Origin of the sequence: Streptomyces vilmorinianum (assembly GCF_005517195.1) — a bacterium.
Classification (GTDB): Bacteria; Actinomycetota; Actinomycetes; order Streptomycetales; family Streptomycetaceae; genus Streptomyces; species Streptomyces vilmorinianum.
Map to the genome: position 1 here is coordinate 7,214,503 of NZ_CP040244.1, position 14,456 is coordinate 7,228,958.

Annotated in this window: 19 protein-coding genes and 1 riboswitch; of the genes, 9 read left to right on the forward strand and 10 right to left on the reverse strand. The window is 70.1% G+C overall.

The window, feature by feature from the left end; translation table 11 throughout:
* The first annotated feature begins 211 nt into the window (after positions 1-211).
* On the forward strand, positions 212-589 hold the full coding sequence (locus tag FDM97_RS33550; RefSeq protein ID WP_137994241.1) for a hypothetical protein: 378 nt from the start codon (positions 212-214) through the stop codon (positions 587-589).
* A 68-nt stretch (positions 590-657) separates the two neighbouring features.
* Here FDM97_RS33550 and FDM97_RS33555 read toward each other — a convergent pair whose 3' ends face one another.
* Positions 658-2,145: an alpha/beta hydrolase gene (locus FDM97_RS33555; protein ID WP_137994242.1), complete on the reverse strand. Its 1,488-nt coding sequence runs from the start codon at positions 2,143-2,145 to the stop codon at positions 658-660.
* A 155-nt stretch (positions 2,146-2,300) separates the two neighbouring features.
* Here FDM97_RS33555 and FDM97_RS33560 point away from each other — a divergent pair, with 155 nt between their 5' ends.
* Positions 2,301-2,435, forward strand: coding sequence for a DUF397 domain-containing protein (locus FDM97_RS33560; RefSeq protein WP_175439330.1), 135 nt, complete (start codon positions 2,301-2,303; stop codon positions 2,433-2,435).
* Complete coding sequence (locus tag FDM97_RS33565) at positions 2,432-2,917, forward strand: hypothetical protein (RefSeq protein WP_137994244.1); 486 nt, start codon at positions 2,432-2,434, stop codon at positions 2,915-2,917. The genes FDM97_RS33560 and FDM97_RS33565 overlap by 4 nt, the downstream gene beginning before the upstream one ends.
* Here the strand turns inward: FDM97_RS33565 and FDM97_RS33570 are convergent.
* Positions 2,898-3,461 carry a GNAT family N-acetyltransferase gene (locus tag FDM97_RS33570; protein ID WP_137994245.1) on the reverse strand — a complete coding sequence of 188 codons (564 nt, stop codon included), beginning with the start codon at positions 3,459-3,461 and terminating at the stop codon, positions 2,898-2,900. The two genes, FDM97_RS33565 and FDM97_RS33570, sit on opposite strands and share 20 nt — an antisense overlap.
* 67 nt (positions 3,462-3,528) lie before the next feature.
* On the reverse strand, positions 3,529-3,891 hold the full coding sequence (locus FDM97_RS33575; protein WP_137994246.1) for a hypothetical protein: 363 nt from the start codon (positions 3,889-3,891) through the stop codon (positions 3,529-3,531).
* Positions 3,892-4,129: 238 nt separating this feature from the next.
* Between FDM97_RS33575 and FDM97_RS33580 the strand changes: the two genes are divergently transcribed.
* Both FDM97_RS33580 and FDM97_RS33585 read left to right on the forward strand, forming a co-directional pair.
* Positions 4,130-4,939 carry a hypothetical protein gene (locus FDM97_RS33580; RefSeq protein ID WP_137994247.1) on the forward strand — a complete coding sequence of 270 codons (810 nt, stop codon included), beginning with the start codon at positions 4,130-4,132 and terminating at the stop codon, positions 4,937-4,939.
* Between the two features lie 56 nt (positions 4,940-4,995).
* Entirely contained in the window at positions 4,996-5,673 is a 678-nt protein-coding gene (locus tag FDM97_RS33585) for a Uma2 family endonuclease (protein WP_137994248.1), read from the forward strand.
* A gap of 79 nt (positions 5,674-5,752) precedes the next feature.
* Here the strand turns inward: FDM97_RS33585 and FDM97_RS33590 are convergent, their stop codons facing one another.
* Complete coding sequence (locus tag FDM97_RS33590; RefSeq protein ID WP_254705843.1) at positions 5,753-6,475, reverse strand: FG-GAP repeat domain-containing protein; 723 nt, start codon at positions 6,473-6,475, stop codon at positions 5,753-5,755.
* Between the two features lie 339 nt (positions 6,476-6,814).
* On the opposite strand from FDM97_RS33590, the gene FDM97_RS36095 reads away from it, so the two are divergent.
* Entirely contained in the window at positions 6,815-6,991 is a 177-nt protein-coding gene (locus FDM97_RS36095) for a hypothetical protein (RefSeq protein WP_175439331.1), read from the forward strand.
* 83 nt (positions 6,992-7,074) lie between these two features.
* Positions 7,075-7,413 (forward strand): deoxyxylulose-5-phosphate synthase, encoded by a 339-nt coding sequence (locus FDM97_RS33595; protein WP_137994249.1) that lies wholly within the window; start codon positions 7,075-7,077, stop codon positions 7,411-7,413.
* A gap of 19 nt (positions 7,414-7,432) precedes the next feature.
* Here FDM97_RS33595 and FDM97_RS36735 read toward each other — a convergent pair whose 3' ends face one another.
* From FDM97_RS36735 to thrC, 6 genes are all read right to left on the reverse strand, one after another.
* On the reverse strand, positions 7,433-7,984 hold the full coding sequence (locus FDM97_RS36735) for a GNAT family N-acetyltransferase (RefSeq protein WP_254705844.1): 552 nt from the start codon (positions 7,982-7,984) through the stop codon (positions 7,433-7,435).
* The gene (locus FDM97_RS36740; protein ID WP_254705845.1) at positions 7,981-8,448 is read right to left on the reverse strand and encodes an SRPBCC family protein; all 468 of its coding nucleotides are present in this window, start codon (positions 8,446-8,448) and stop codon (positions 7,981-7,983) included. The genes FDM97_RS36735 and FDM97_RS36740 overlap by 4 nt, the downstream gene beginning before the upstream one ends.
* Before the next feature lie 123 nt (positions 8,449-8,571).
* On the reverse strand, positions 8,572-10,200 hold the full coding sequence (groL, locus tag FDM97_RS33605) for a chaperonin GroEL (protein WP_137994251.1): 1,629 nt from the start codon (positions 10,198-10,200) through the stop codon (positions 8,572-8,574).
* A gap of 302 nt (positions 10,201-10,502) precedes the next feature.
* A complete protein-coding gene (locus FDM97_RS33610; RefSeq protein ID WP_005315736.1) occupies positions 10,503-10,706 on the reverse strand; it encodes a cold-shock protein in 204 nt (67 codons plus the stop codon).
* 426 nt (positions 10,707-11,132) lie between these two features.
* Complete coding sequence (locus FDM97_RS33615) at positions 11,133-11,411, reverse strand: MoaD/ThiS family protein (RefSeq protein WP_137994252.1); 279 nt, start codon at positions 11,409-11,411, stop codon at positions 11,133-11,135.
* A gap of 29 nt (positions 11,412-11,440) precedes the next feature.
* A complete protein-coding gene (gene thrC, locus FDM97_RS33620) occupies positions 11,441-12,739 on the reverse strand; it encodes a threonine synthase (RefSeq protein WP_254705846.1) in 1,299 nt (432 codons plus the stop codon).
* 17 nt (positions 12,740-12,756) lie between these two features.
* Positions 12,757-12,911: riboswitch (SAM riboswitch) on the reverse strand.
* Positions 12,912-13,031: 120 nt separating this feature from the next.
* On the opposite strand from thrC, the gene FDM97_RS33625 reads away from it, so the two are divergent.
* Both FDM97_RS33625 and FDM97_RS36100 read left to right on the forward strand, forming a co-directional pair.
* Positions 13,032-13,973: a glucosyl-3-phosphoglycerate synthase gene (locus FDM97_RS33625; protein ID WP_137994254.1), complete on the forward strand. Its 942-nt coding sequence runs from the start codon at positions 13,032-13,034 to the stop codon at positions 13,971-13,973.
* Between the two features lie 38 nt (positions 13,974-14,011).
* A complete protein-coding gene (locus tag FDM97_RS36100) occupies positions 14,012-14,425 on the forward strand; it encodes a hypothetical protein (protein WP_175439332.1) in 414 nt (137 codons plus the stop codon).
* Positions 14,426-14,456: the final 31 nt, after the last annotated feature.

A 14,456-nucleotide genomic window follows, 5' to 3' on the forward strand; every position in this document is an offset into this window, starting at 1 on the left:
TCCGTGCCCATGGGACCATCAATATCAGGAAGAACGTATCCCCATGTCACGCAAGAATTCCGACGAGACTCTGCGACGGACGTCCCAGAAGATCCTTTCCTGGTCCCTCACTCTCGTTTTCGGGACCGTGGCTGCCGGTCTCGTCGCGGCGGGTTTCTCCACGGGCTTCGAAGGAGGTCCGCTGTCAGGCACAGCCGTCGCTCTCGGAATCGTGGCCCTCACGCAGCGTGTCAGCGGCTCCCGCATCACCCTGCGTGACGACAGCCTCGTCGTCGTCAATCCGCTGATGACCTACACCGTTCCTTACACGGACATCGCACGGATAGGCGGAGGCGGAGGAGGGACGCTGAACATCGTGACGCGCGCGGGACACGAGATCCACGCGACCTCCTTCGGAGGCTCCTTGATCGACAACTTCGTGGGCTCCGCGGACCGGGCGGTCGAACGCATCGAGTCGCGTGTCAGACGAAACCGGTCCCGCGCGAGCAGCGTCCCGATGTCCAAGAAGGTCAGGATCTCCTGGATCGCCGACCTCTGCACCCTCGGCGCAGCGGTCTGCGGGACGGCGGCCGGCCTCATCGGCGTGTGAATGACGGCCCACCCAGGAAACCAGGGCCCGCCCCTCCGCCGTACTGGCCGGAGGAGCGGGCCCTGCCGCTACCCGCAGTACGTGTCCGCCGCCGGCCGCACCCCGTCGCGCAGGAACGCCGTCACCGCCCGGTCCCCGCACGCGTTCCCGTTGCCCAGGTACATTCCGTGCCCGCCCTGGTCGACCGTGACCAGGCGGGCGCGCTCGCCCAGGGCGGCGCGCATCTTCAGGCCGGCGGCGTAGGGGGTGGCGGGGTCGCGCAGGCTCTGGATCATCAGGATGTCGGAGGCCCCGTCGTCGGTGATCCGGGTGGGCTTCTCGACCGGGGCCTTCCAGAAGGAGCAGGGCGTGATGTTGGCGGGCAACCCGGCGGTGAGCGGGTGGCGGGCACGGTCGGTGGCGACGGCGCGGTCGTAGCCGCGTACGGACCCGGACCACTTCACGTCGTTGCAGATCACGCCGATGGTGATCGCGGCGTCCGTATCCGGCAGGGGCGCGACCAGGGCCCCGGGCAGGACGGGCGTGGCGCGCGGGTCCCGGGCGTCCCGCACCAGCCGGGCGAAGGACGGGAACGCGCCGTCGGAGTACAGGGCGTTCTGGAGCGCCTGCCGGAGCACGTTCCCGGTCAGCGGTACGCCGGGAGTGGCGGACTCCTTCGGCTCCCGGTCCAGGCGCGCTGCGAGGTCGAGCACCAACGGCCGTACGTCCTCGGCCCGTTCGGCAAGCCGCAGCCCCACCTCCGCCCGGTCCGGGTGCGCCGCCCACGCCGCGAAGTCGGGGAACCGCTCCTCCGCGCCCTGCGCCATGTACCGCATCCAGCCCTGCGCGACCCGCTTCGGGTCCGGGTCGCTGCTGCTGTCCAGGACCCAGCGGTCGGTGTGCCGCGGGTACTTCTGCGCGTACACGGCCCCGACGTACGTCCCGTAGGAGACCGCGTACGCGGAGATCTTCTCCTCCCCCAGCGCCTGCCGGAGCCGGTCCAGGTCGCGGACCTGGTTCGCGGTGGTGAAGCTGAGCAGCCGCTCCCCGCCGTTGCGCAGACAGGCCTCGGCGGTCCGCCGGGACCGTGCGACGTTCTCGTCGATCGACCCGTCGGCGGCGGGCCAGGACCGCAGGTTCACCAGTCGCCGGTCGTCGTCCGGGAGCCCGCAGCGCGCGGTCGAACTGCCGCCGACCCCCCGCGGATCGAAGGCCACAAGGTCGTACGCCCCACCCAGCTCCTCGACCAGCGCGGCCCCCTTCTGCGACAGCCGCTGCACCCCGGAGCTCCCGGGCCCGCCCGGAATCACCATGAGCGTCCCGCGCCGCGCCTCGGGCCGCGTGCTGCTGATCCGGGAGACGGCGAGGTCGAGCCGGGGCCCGTCGGGGTCGCGGTAGTCCTGCGGCACGGACAGGGTGGCGCACTCCTGCCCGAGCCCGGCGGGCCCGCACGCCTTCCAGTCGAGGAGGGCGACGGGTTCGGCGGCGCGGGCGACGGCGGTGAGGGCAGTGAGGGAGGCCGCGACAGCGGCGGTGGAGAGGGCGAGAGCCAGGCTGGTGCGTCCGTAAGTCGTCATGGCACAAGCCTTGTTGACGGAGCCTCACACCCCCATCCGGCAGCCGGGACAGTCCCGGGTGGGGCTACCCCCCGGGGCGGGGTGGGGGTCTGGTCAAGGCGACCGCCCCCGCGAGTCCCTGGCCCTGATCGAGTCCGTGGTGGAGGATGACGCCCATGGAGATCAGCGCATCCGATGACGTCCTGGGCACGGCCGTCTGGTTCACGTCCAGCTACAGCGGCGTCGACGGCGGCAACTGCCTGGAGGCCGCCTGGGCGGAGTTCGTCGGCGGCGTGAGGGCAGCTCGTTGAACGACGAGCCCGTCTTCATACGACACGGGCGGTCCGGCCAGTACATGTACAACCGTCGCAACCCGGTCGGACGCGCCCTCTTCATCCTCACGCCGTTCGTCGCGATCGGCGTGTTGTACGGGTACTACAGCAGCGTGCACTGGAGCGAGGGCGAATTCCGCGAGGCCGTCCACAAGGGCGTCCAGGACGTGAACAGCAAGCGCCACCGCACCACCCCGGACAGCGACCACGGCCACCTGATCGCGGAGGCGATCCGGGAGAGCGGTACCGGTCCGGGCCACGGTGTCGACGCGCGCCGGGACGAGGACGGCTACAACGTCAGCACCGAGGACACCGAGACCCAGTACTGCGTGCGCATCACCCTGACCCTGGACAAGCAGCCCCCTGTCCTCCTGCCGGGAGCCCCGGACCCGCCGCCCCCCACCCCCGGCAGCCTCGCCTTCTACCGCGCCACCGCGACCGTCACCGACGGCGCCTGCTGATGGCCTGAATCGCGTCCACCGGGACCTCGAAGACGATCGAGAGCCCGTCGCGCTCGTTCCCCTGCTCGCCGACGCGCGTGAAACCGAAGCCCGCGATGGTGGCCAGGGAGGCGGCGTTGTCGGATCTGATGGTGGCCCGCACGGTCCTGACACCGGGTTCGGCAGCGGCCCTGACGAGCAGTTCCCTCAGCATGGCGCGGGCATAGCCCCGGCGGCGGTACCCGGGCACGACGGTGTAGCCGACCTCGACCATGCCCGCCTCGTCCGGCGGCCCATGGAACCCGGCGTCGCCGACGACGACCCCGTCCGGCTCGGACACCGCCGCCCGCACGGTCCAGGGAGCGACGGACGGGTCCTTGGCGAGCTGGTCAGCGCGATACCCGAAGATCGCACGGGCCCGGTCCCCTACGAAGTGTTCGTCGAGGACGACCCCGGCCTCGGCGCTGCCGCCGGCGAGGTCACCGTCGGCGAGCGCCCGCAGCGCCCTTGCGTTGAGCTCGACGAAGCGGACGCGCTTGGTGATGGAGAGAGATTCGCTGTTCATCGCGGCGATGCTCGCCCAGCACCAGAGGACTGTCCACCGCTTTACGGCCTCGGCGGCCGAACGCGGGTCAGCGGTGTGGCCGCAGCCACCGCCGGGCGGCGGTCAGCGTCACCTCGATGTCATCGCTCCAGGAACAGACCTCAAGCCACGACAGGTACCCACCCTGCGTGAACACGAGGATCTCCCCGGGGCACTCCCCGGCTTCGGTGAACAGCTGCGCCTCGGCTGCCACGCCCGTGGTGGTCTCGGTAGGTGCCGCCGGAACGGCGCTCGTGTCGAGGTCGAAGTACGCGGTGCCGCACCCGCATGTGCAGCGACCGTGGACACTGAGGTACGGAATCTGCCGACGCAGCGCAAGGTGAAGCGGATCATCCGTGTTCAGGACGGCCTCAAGCACCTCGGCCACGTCGGGGGGCAGGCTTTCCGTCACGCCGTCACCGTATCCGACCATCCCGAAGCTCAAGCTCCGGGCTTCGAGCCCTGTTCTACGGAAGGGGTACGGGTCTGGGTTCAACCCGCCCGCCCACCCCAAGAGTTGACTCCACGCGACCGACTTGCCACGCAGCGTCATATGCCTCTAGCGTGTCCGGAAAACGAACGACCCCCACCAGGTGCGGGAACACCTGCGGGGGTCTGACCACCGATCGAAGGCTGACGAGGTCCGATCCATGGCTGTCGCCGAGCTTAGTGCTGAGCCCCACCCCCTTGCCAACCCGGGCTACGGCAAACGCTCCACCCCGCACCAACTCCCGCCCTCCCCCACCGACTTCGCACACCTCCGGCCCCGCGAGGCCGCCATCGCCGCGTACGTCGATCGCCTCCCCGACGGCAGCGACATGTCCGTGAAGATGCTGGCCAAGCACCTCCCCTACGGCCAGTGCGCCGTGCGCACCGCCCTCACCCGCATCACCCGGGCCGGACATCTGCGCCGTGGACGCGAGTGCCTCAACGGGCGTTGGATCACCCGAACGTGGTGGTCCCGTACGGCACATGACGACGCCTGGTGGTCCGCCTTCGAGCGCGGAGACGTGCCGAGGCAGCGACCCACCCTCTCCCGCGCGTACGTCCTCCTCGCCGCCCTCGGCCGTACGAACTCCGCGATGTCCCTCTCCCACGCCGAGTGCCAGGCCCTCGCGCCCCTGGTCAACGACTGGTTCGCCCGGGACGCCACCGAGGACGACGTGACGCGTGCCCTCACCACCGGCCTGCCGACCCCCGTCCACCACCCGGCCGCCCTCGCCCGCAGGCGCCTCACCACCAAGCTCCCACCCGAGCCCATCCGTCGCGACCGGCCACGCCTCCGCCTCCTGGAGTGCACCAGGTGCGGCGCCCCCGGCTACGCCGAGGCCCTGCACGAGGGCGAATGCGGCCCCTGCCGGGGCGAACCCCCCACCCCGCGCCCTCGCATCCCCCTCCCCGCCGCCCGCGTCCACGCCCACGCGGCGGCCATCCGTGCCCGAGAAGGGACTCCCACATGACGGTTCAGCTCATCCGCACCGATGGCGGGGCACGATGGAGGGGAGGAGGCGAAGCCATGACCCCCAGCACCGCCAATGACCGCCCGGACATCTCCGTCGAGGACTTCGAGGAACTCGCCGAGCGCGCTCCGGAAGGGGTGGAGCTCGAATTCCTGAACGGCCGGCTCGTCGTCAGACACGGCCCGATCGACGTCGACGACTTCAAGGAACTCGCCCGAGTGGCACCCGAGGGCGTCACCCTCGAACTGATCAACGGAGAACTGAGGGTCAAGCCCGTGCCTGACGGCGATCACGCTGAGATCTACATGTGGCTCATGCGCCAGTGCATGCAGCACCGTCCCGAGCTCGGCCTCTACCCGGAGTGGGGCATGGCCATCAAGACGTACCGCAAAGGCTGCGCGAAGCCGGACGGAACCCTCGCCCCACTCGGGCACTTCGCGGCCAAGCCCGAGTGGGGCGAGCCCGAGGGCGTCCTCATGGTCGTCGAGATCACGTCCCACGACTCCGACACCCACCGCCGCGACCGCATCGAGAAGCGCGACGGATACGCCGCCGCCGAGATCCCCGTCTATCTCCTCGTCGACCGCGAGGCTGGCTCCCTCATCGTCTTCAGCGAGCCCCGGCACGGTGTCTACCAGCACCGCGCCGCGTACCCCTTCGGCGCCACCGCGCCCCTCCCCGGCCCCGTCGACATCACCCTCGACACCGAGAAGCTCAAGGACTACGCCCGCTGACCCGAACGAAAGGGCTTGGCCTCTCTCCGTACCGTACGGAGAGAGGCCAAGCCCCAGATCGACAGCGGAGCCTCCCGGCTCAGTACAGGCCCTTGAAGCCGTTCCAGCCGCCCGTGCCGATCAGCACCCGCGCGCCGTACAGGCCCGTTCCCGTGCCGCTGTACCGCCACAGTTTGCCGGCCGTGTCCCGTGCCACCAGGTCGGCGCGACCGTCACCCGACAGGTCGCCCACACCGACCAGGGAGGAGTACACGCCCCAGCCGCCGCCGACCTTGACCCGCGCCGACACGCCGCCGGTCGCCGTGCCGTAGTAGCGCCACAACACACCCGACGCGTCCACGCCCAGCAGATCACCGCGGCCGTCGCCGTTCAGGTCGCCCGCGCCGACGATCTTCGTGTACAGCTTCCAGTTCGTACCGAACCGGACCCGGGCCTTCACCCGGTGGTCGGCCGTACCGGCGTAGAAGTACATGTCACCGGTCGACGCCTGACGCACGACCAGGTCCACGAACCCGTCGCCATTCACATCGCCCGGCGAGGTCAGCACGTCGTACTGCCCCCAGCCCGCGCCGATCAGCGTGTACGGCGACGACGCCGACACCAGCTTTCCGCACCCCGGGCGGTACGCCCGCAGCTGGTCGCCGACCTTCACCAGCACGTCCGCGCAGCGGTCGCCGTCGACGTCACCGAACGGCACCAGCACCGAGGACGTCGGGAACGCCGCCCCCGTCCCCGCGATCCGCGCCGACACAGCGCCCGCGCCCGTACCCCGGTACATCGACACCAGACCCGCCGTGTCCATCACCAGCAGGTCACCGAAGCCGTCGTCCCCGGCCAGGCCCGCGGTGGTGGAGTAGGCGAGAATCCGTCACCGAGGTGTGCCTGGGTGGAGCGGGGGATCTGGAAGTCGACCGAGGCCTTCTTGTCCCGGTCGTACACCGTCGCGGAGGTTCCGTCCGGGCAGAGCGAGTAGATCCATTGCCGACGACGTCGAAGCTGTAGGACCGGCAGTCAGTCCCGAGGTCGATCGTCTCGATGGTCGCGCCCGTGCGCAGGTCGATCGCGGAGACGGTGTCGTCCGTCGTGGACGCGACCCAGAGCCGGTTGCCCCACAGCGACTCGGAGCACCTGGCCCGCCTCGATGTCCGCGACGACCGAGCGGCCCCATGAGTTCTCGGTGGCGAGGAAGTGCACGTACCGGCCCGAGGCGCTGAAGAAGCGCACGGGCTTGAGCTCGCGGGTGGACTCCAGCGTGACGGTGCGAGTGGTCGCGCCGGGCTCGGCCGAGGTCACCTGCGCCGTGACCACGCAGCCGTAACAGGGCCCGAATCGGTCGGACCAGCCGTCGGTCGTGCCCAGGGTGGTGGGAGACCCGGCCCTGATCCCCCTTACCCTTCCCCCATGGGCTACGCGAAGACCTCCTGCGTCTGCCTGCCGTGCCGGGCCTCGTACAAGCAGCCCTACGGCGACCGGCAGAGCAGCAGCGAGCGACGCTGCCCGCGCTGCGCGCGGACACTGATCCATGTCGGCTCCGCCTTCGCCGCTCCCCGCCGCCGGGACACAGCGGCGTGGCGCACGCTCTCGGTGCTGCTGAACGCGGGTGTGCGGTTCCACAAGAGCTGCTGCGGCGGCCCCGGGTACCGGCCCCGGACGCTCGGCGAGGTCCGTGAGCGGATGACGTACGCCCGAAGGACGGGCGAGCCCTTCGCCCGCGCGCTGGTCCGCCGCGAGCTGCCCTGAACGCCCGGAAGCCCAAGGACTACGGCTGACCCCCGCCTCCCCGCACCCGCCCGTACATCACCATGTCCCGCCGCTCACCGCCCACCTCCTGCCAGGAGCGCAGCAGGCCCTCCCGGGCGAAGCCCGCGCGTTCCGCCGTGCGGGACGAGGCGTCGTTCCAGGGTTCGACGAGCAACTGGAGGCGGGGGACGCCCAGTTCGGTCAGGGCCCAGTCGCTCACCGCCGTCAGTGCCGCGGCCGCCGCGCCCTCGCCGCGGTAGGAGGGGGCGATCCAGTAGCCGAGGGTCGCGCGGCCCTCCGGGAGGTCGCGCAGCCAGAGGCCGATCATGCCGACCGGGTGGGTGTCGCGGCGGCGGACGATGACGAAGGGGTAGCCGGCGCCGGTCTCCGCGCGGCTCCACTGGCGGCGGAGGTAGGCCTCGCCCTCCGTCGGCGAGTAGACCGGCGGGACGGTCGTGATCAGCGGGATGTACGGGTCCGTCGACGCCTCCTCCACCAGCGGGAGGTCGGCGCGCTCCCACGGGCGCAGCTCGAACGCCCCGGCGGCCAGGCGCGGGACGTCCAGGCTCACATCGTCTCCAGGTACGCCGCGAGGCGGTCGTACTCTTCCTTCACGCCCGCCTCCATCCCCGTCGCCAGCGCCTGGTCCCGGATCTCGGAGGACGGCCAGATCGATGTGCTCGTCAGGGCCGTGCCGCGGTCCGGGGTGTCGTCGAAGGTGAGCGTCACGTGGACCGGCGGGCCCGGCATCAGTTCGAAGACCTCCGTGTAGACGAGGCGCTCGTTCGGGACGATCTCCTCGTACGTGCCGGAGAAGACGATCTCCCGGCCGTCCGGCGCCCTCTGGCCCCAGCGCCAGGCGCCCCCGACCCGGAGGTCGATCTCGCAGACCACCGTGGGCAGCGCGGCCACTCCGTACCACTGGCGGACGTGCTCGGGCTTCGTCCACGCCTCCCAGACGCGGGCGGGCGGGGCGTCGAAGGTCCGGGTGATGACCAGCTCGCGGTCGGCCGGTGTCGTCAGCAACGTGATCATGGATCCGCTCCCGTCGTGAGGGATGCCACTCCACCAGCATCACCCCGAACGCCCGAGGGCGGCACCCCCAGCAGGGAGTGCCGCCCTCGGTCGCGTCAGCGAGGAGCTTCCGATCCAGAAGGATCAGAAGTCCATGTCACCGCCCGGCATGCCGCCGCCGGCCGGCGCGGCGGCCTTCTCCGGCTTGTCGGCGATGACGGCCTCGGTGGTCAGGAACAGCGCGGCGATGGAGGCCGCGTTCTGCAGGGCGGAACGCGTCACCTTCGCCGGGTCGATGATGCCCTCGGCGATGAGGTCCACGTACTCGTTGGTCGCGGCGTTGAGGCCGTGGCCGACGGGCAGGTTGCGGACCTTCTCCGCCACGACGCCGCCCTCGAGGCCGGCGTTGACGGCGATCTGCTTCAGCGGGGCCTCGAGCGCCAGCTTGACGATGTTGGCACCGGTGGCCTCGTCGCCCGTCAGGTCCAGCTCGAGCTTCTCGAAGACCGAGGAGGCCTGCAGCAGGGCCACGCCACCACCGGCGACGATGCCCTCCTCGACGGCCGCCTTCGCGTTGCGAACGGCGTCCTCGATGCGGTGCTTGCGCTCCTTGAGCTCGACCTCGGTCGCGGCGCCGGCCTTGATGACCGCAACACCGCCGGCGAGCTTCGCCAGGCGCTCCTGCAGCTTCTCGCGGTCGTAGTCGCTGTCCGAGTTCTCGATCTCGGCGCGGATCTGGTTGACGCGACCGGCAACCTGGTCGCTCTCACCGGCACCGTCGACGATCGTGGTCTCGTCCTTGGTGATGACGACCTTGCGGGCGCGGCCCAGCAGGTCCAGGCCGGCGTTCTCGAGCTTGAGGCCGACCTCCTCGGAGATGACCGTGCCGCCCGTGAGGATGGCGATGTCGTTCAGCATGGCCTTGCGGCGGTCGCCGAAGCCCGGGGCCTTGACGGCGACGGACTTGAAGGTGCCGCGGATCTTGTTGACGACCAGGGTCGACAGGGCCTCGCCCTCGACGTCCTCGGCGATGATCAGCAGCGGCTTGCCCGACTGCATGACCTTCTCCAGGAGCGGGAGCAGGTCCTTCACGGAGGAGATCTTGGAGTTGACGATCAGGATGTACGGGTCATCCAGGGCCGCCTCCATGCGCTCCATGTCGGTCGCGAAGTACGCCGAGATGTAGCCCTTGTCGAAGCGCATACCCTCGGTGAGCTCCAGCTCCAGACCGAAGGTCTGGGACTCCTCGACGGTGATGACGCCTTCCTTGCCGACCTTGTCCATGGCCTCGGCGATGAGCTCGCCGATCTGGGTGTCGGCGGCGGAGATGGAGGCCGTGGAAGCGATCTGCTCCTTGGTCTCGACATCCTTCGCCTGCTCGAGCAGGGCGCCCGAGACGGCCTCGACGGCCTTCTCGATGCCGCGCTTCAGAGCCATCGGGTTGGCGCCGGCGGCCACGTTGCGCAGGCCCTCGCGGACGAGCGCCTGGGCGAGAACGGTCGCGGTGGTCGTACCGTCACCGGCGACGTCGTCCGTCTTCTTGGCGACTTCCTTGACCAGCTCGGCGCCGATCTTCTCGTACGGGTCCTCGAGCTCGATCTCCTTGGCGATGGACACACCATCGTTGGTGATCGTGGGGGCGCCCCACTTCTTCTCGAGGACGACGTTCCGGCCCTTGGGGCCAAGGGTGACCTTGACGGCGTCGGCGAGCTGGTTCATCCCGCGCTCGAGACCGCGCCGTGCCTCCTCGTCGAACGCGATGATCTTGGCCATGTGAAGTGGTCCTCCCGGACATGGGGTGGATAACGCTCCAGGACCGCGCCGACGCCCGCGACGGACGGCCTGCCTGCCCGGCGGTTCCTTGCCCCACCTGGCCAGCGGGCCTCGTCTGCCCGATCCTCGTAAGCACTCTCACCTTCAGAGTGCTAACGCAATGATTAGCACTCGACCCATGCGAGTGCAAGCGACTCTCATGGATCGGGAAGACCGGGCGCGCACGCACGAGGGGTCCGCATCCTGGTCAGGATGCGGACCCCTCGGCGTGAGTGCGTACGTGGTGGCCGATCGCGCCGTGCTCAGACGGCGAGCTTGACCATGTCCGCCTGCGGACCCTTCTGGCCCTGCGAGATCTCGAACTCGACCCGCTGACCCTCTTCAAGGGTGCGGTACCCGTCCATCTGGATCGCGCTGTAGTGGACGAAAACATCCGCACCACCGTCGACCGCGATGAAGCCGTAGCCCTTCTCCGCGTTGAACCACTTGACGGTGCCCTGAGCCATGCCTAACTCCCCTATTACTGGCCCTTGCGCGGGACCGCACTTCGCGGACCCGGGTCAGACCCTGCGCCGGAACGCGTCGACCGCGGCTGAATGTATCTGCCCAACTGCCCTCTGCAACAGGTCAATCGGACGAGAATTCTGGGCGCGGCGTAAAGGAGAATTGCGGAGAATTCACTGAATCCCGGGGCAAGTCGGGCCCGGCAAAGTACGCAGAAGGTGCACAACGCTCGGACACTTTGGCTGCTTCTTGTCGCCTGCGGACGCATTCTCATATGCGCCTGGCATGAGCAGCGGAGGGGAGCTGAGGGGACTTCCCCAACTCTACCCCGCTCAACCATGCAGAATTGCCCCCTCCGCTTCTCGTGCGGAGGGGGCAATTCAGATGACCGCGGGTAACTCGGCGCTCGGCGTTTCACGCCTCGCGGTTCAGCAACCGCCGGCGACCGCGGGGATGATCGAGACGCCCGCACCGTCCGGCGTCGCCGTCTCCAGGCCCTGCTCGAAACGGACGTCGTCGTCGTTCACGTACACGTTCACGAAGCGGCGCAGCTTGCCCTGGTCGTCCAGGACGCGGGCCGCGATGCCCGTGTGGTTCTTCTCCAGGTCGGCGATGACCTCGGCGAGGGTCGCGCCCTCCGCCTTGACCTCGGACTCGCCGCCCGTGTACGTGCGAAGGATGGTGGGGATGCGGACGTTGACGCTCATCGTGGTGCTGCCTTCCGTAACGGGGGTGGTCAGTGGGCGAGGCCGGCGTCGCGGAACGCGTCCAGGCTCGGGCGGATGGTGGCGGTCGCCTGCGAGGTATCGGCCACCGCGTCGAGGGTCTTGAGGCCGTCGCCCGTGTTCAGCACGACCGTGGTGAGGTTCGGGTCGATCAGGCCGGCCTCGACCAGCTTCTTCGTCACACCGACCGTCACACCGCCCGCCGTCTCGGCGAAGATGCCCTCGGTACGGGCCAGGATCTTGATCGCCTCGACGACCTGCTCGTCGTCCACGTCCTCCACCGCGCCGCCCGTCCGGCGCGCGATGTCCAGGACGTACGGGCCGTCGGCCGGGTTGCCGATGGCGAGCGACTTGGCGATGGTGTTCGGCTTCTGGGGCCGTACGACGTCGTGGCCGGCCTTGAAGGCCGCCGACACCGGGGAGCAGCCCTCGGCCTGGGCGCCGAAGATCTTGTACGGCTTGTCCTCGACGAGGCCCAGCTTGATGAGCTCCTGCAGACCCTTGTCGATCTTCGTGAGCTGCGAGCCGGAGGCGATCGGGATGACCAGCTGGTCCGGGATGACCCAGCCGAGCTGCTCGCAGATCTCGTACGCGAGCGTCTTGGAGCCCTCGCCGTAGTACGGGCGCAGGTTGACGTTCACGAAGCCCCAGCCCTCGCCCAGCGGGTCGCCGATGAGCTCGGAGCAGAAGCGGTTGACGTCGTCGTAGTTGCCCTCGATGCCGACGAGCTCGCCGCCGTAGACGGCGGCCATGACGACCTTGCCCTGCTCCAGGTCGTGCGGGATGAACACGCAGGAGCGGAAGCCTGCGCGGGCGGCGGCGGCGCCGACGGCGCCGGCCAGGTTGCCGGTGGAGGAGCAGGACAGGGTGGTGAAGCCGAAGGCGCGGGCGGCCTCGAGGGCCTGGGCGACGACGCGGTCCTTGAAGGAGTGCGTCGGGTTGCCGGAGTCGTCCTTGACGTAGAGCTTGCCCGGCTCGACGCCCAGCTCGCGGGCGAGGTTGTCGGCCTGGACGAGCTTGGTCCAGCCCGGGTTCAGGTTCGGCTTCTCGGCGACGTCGGCGGGGACGGGCAGCAGCGGGGCGTAGCGCCAGATGTTGGCGGGGCCGGCCTCGATCCGCTTGCGCAGCGCCTCGGGGTCACCGAGGGGAAGGTCGTACGCGACTTCGAGCGGACCGAAACAGAGCTCACAGGCGAAAATGGGACCGAGAGCGAAGACTTCACCACATTCCCGGCAGGAAAGTCCGGACGCGGGACCGAGGTCGACCGACGTGGTGGTGGCTTCAGGGGTGGAAACAGTCTGTACAGCCATGGAGGCGAGGCCCTTTCTCCTCATCTTTCCCATGACGAACGTCGCCATGAGACGGATTTGGCACCTTCCCTAGCCGGGAGCCTCGCTGGCGCGCGTTGTGTCGCGGACGAGACCGACTGGAGGGTTGCCGGGGCTTCAACGGGCCGTTTCCCTCTGCCCCTCTGGATGAGCGGTATTCGATTGTGAGACGCGGGCGGCACCCCGACATGCATCGGGCATCCGCGTTGTTCAAGACTGTAACCGAAGGCCCGGACGGTTGAGATGGTCGTCCGAACCGCGAGATGGAGATCACGTGCTGGATGAAGTGGAGCGCTGGCTGGGGCGGCGGTCCTGGTCCGTGGCGGACCGTTCGCTCGACCGGATCCTGGCGGCCAAACACGGCGCCACGGTCAGTGTCGTGCTGCCCGCGCTCAACGAGGAGGCGACGGTCGGCGACATCGTCTCCGTGATCCGCCGCGAGCTGATGTCGGACGCGGTCCCGCTCGTCGACGAGCTGGTGGTGATCGACTCCGGGTCCACCGACCGTACGGCCGAGGTCGCGGCGGCGGCCGGGGCGCGGGTGGTGGCGCGGGACGCGATCCTGCCCCGCATACCGGCCGTCCCGGGCAAGGGCGAGGTGCTGTGGCGGTCACTGATGGTGACCGAGGGTGACATCGTCTGTTTCGTGGACGCGGACCTGCGGGACTTCTCCGCGGACTTCGTCTCCGGGATCGTCGGCCCGCTCCTCACCGACCCGGACGTCGACTTCGTGAAGGCGATGTACGACCGGCCGCTGGGCGACACTCCAGGTCAGGGCGGCCGGGTGACGGAGCTGGTGGCGCGGCCGCTGCTGAATCTGCACTGGCCGCAGCTGGCCGGCTTCGTGCAGCCGCTGGGCGGCGAGTACGCGGCGCGGCGCTCGCTGCTCGAACGGCTGCCCTTCCCCGTCGGTTACGGAGTGGAGCTGGGCCTGCTCGTCGACGCGCTGCACACGGTGGGCCTCGACGCGCTCGGGCAGGTGGACGTGGGCGTCCGCAAGCACCGCCATCAGGACGGGCGGGCGCTCGGCCGGATGGCGGCGGCCATCTACCGGACCGCGCAGCTGCGGCTGTCCCGCGGGCATCTGGTGCGTCCGAAGCTGACGCAGTTCGAGCGGGAGGACGACGGGTTCACCCCGCGGACGTACGACGTGGACACGGAGGAGCGGCCGCCGATGATCGACATCGCGGAGTACGCGCACCGCCGCGTGGCGTAGCGCCGCACGATGATGCTTTTTGCCTAAATTTCCGTTTCATGCGGTTCCACGCTCACCTGGCCACGCTGCCGGCGGCGCTCGTCCTCGCCGCCGGCTCGCTCTCCCTCGCCGCGTCCGCCCCGGCCGCCCATGCGGCCACGATCGCCTACTCGGTCACGATCGAGGACCCGGTCGAGGACCCGGTGCGCGGGGACCCGGTCGAGGACCCGGTGCGCGGGGACCCGGTCGAGGACCCGGTGCGCGGGGACCCGGCGCCCACGCCCACGCCGACCCCGACGGACCCCGCGCCGACGGCCCGCCCGCCACGGTCCGCCCCGCACGGCCCCGGCGGCTCGATGGCCGCGACCGGCGCCCACGGCGAGCGGCTGTGGCTGCTCGGCGGTCTCGCGCTGACCCTGGCGGCGGCGGGCGTCGTGGCGAAGGCCGCGCAGCGCGGCCGGCGCGAACCATGATGTCGCCGGCGTCGCACGGCGGCGACAACCC

Bases quoted from the DNA above. Each gene is read 5' to 3' on its own strand.
- FDM97_RS33610 (WP_005315736.1), bottom strand. From the start codon at position 10,706: ATGGCTCAGGGCACCGTCAAGTGGTTCAACGCGGAGAAGGGCTACGGC.
- thrC (WP_254705846.1), bottom strand. From the start codon at position 12,739: ATGGCTGTACAGACTGTTTCCACCCCTGAAGCCACCACCACGTCGGTC.
- FDM97_RS33615 (WP_137994252.1), bottom strand. From the start codon at position 11,411: ATGAGCGTCAACGTCCGCATCCCCACCATCCTTCGCACGTACACGGGC.
- FDM97_RS33595 (WP_137994249.1), top strand. From the start codon at position 7,075: ATGGGCTACGCGAAGACCTCCTGCGTCTGCCTGCCGTGCCGGGCCTCG.
- FDM97_RS36095 (WP_175439331.1), top strand. From the start codon at position 6,815: ATGTCCGCGACGACCGAGCGGCCCCATGAGTTCTCGGTGGCGAGGAAG.
- FDM97_RS33570 (WP_137994245.1), bottom strand. From the start codon at position 3,461: ATGAACAGCGAATCTCTCTCCATCACCAAGCGCGTCCGCTTCGTCGAG.
- FDM97_RS33590 (WP_254705843.1), bottom strand. From the start codon at position 6,475: ATGGACACGGCGGGTCTGGTGTCGATGTACCGGGGTACGGGCGCGGGC.
- FDM97_RS33555 (WP_137994242.1), bottom strand. From the start codon at position 2,145: ATGACGACTTACGGACGCACCAGCCTGGCTCTCGCCCTCTCCACCGCC.
- FDM97_RS36100 (WP_175439332.1), top strand. From the start codon at position 14,012: ATGCGGTTCCACGCTCACCTGGCCACGCTGCCGGCGGCGCTCGTCCTC.
- FDM97_RS33560 (WP_175439330.1), top strand. From the start codon at position 2,301: ATGGAGATCAGCGCATCCGATGACGTCCTGGGCACGGCCGTCTGGTTC.
- FDM97_RS33580 (WP_137994247.1), top strand. From the start codon at position 4,130: ATGGCTGTCGCCGAGCTTAGTGCTGAGCCCCACCCCCTTGCCAACCCG.
- groL (WP_137994251.1), bottom strand. From the start codon at position 10,200: ATGGCCAAGATCATCGCGTTCGACGAGGAGGCACGGCGCGGTCTCGAG.
- FDM97_RS33585 (WP_137994248.1), top strand. From the start codon at position 4,996: ATGACCCCCAGCACCGCCAATGACCGCCCGGACATCTCCGTCGAGGAC.
- FDM97_RS36740 (WP_254705845.1), bottom strand. From the start codon at position 8,448: ATGATCACGTTGCTGACGACACCGGCCGACCGCGAGCTGGTCATCACC.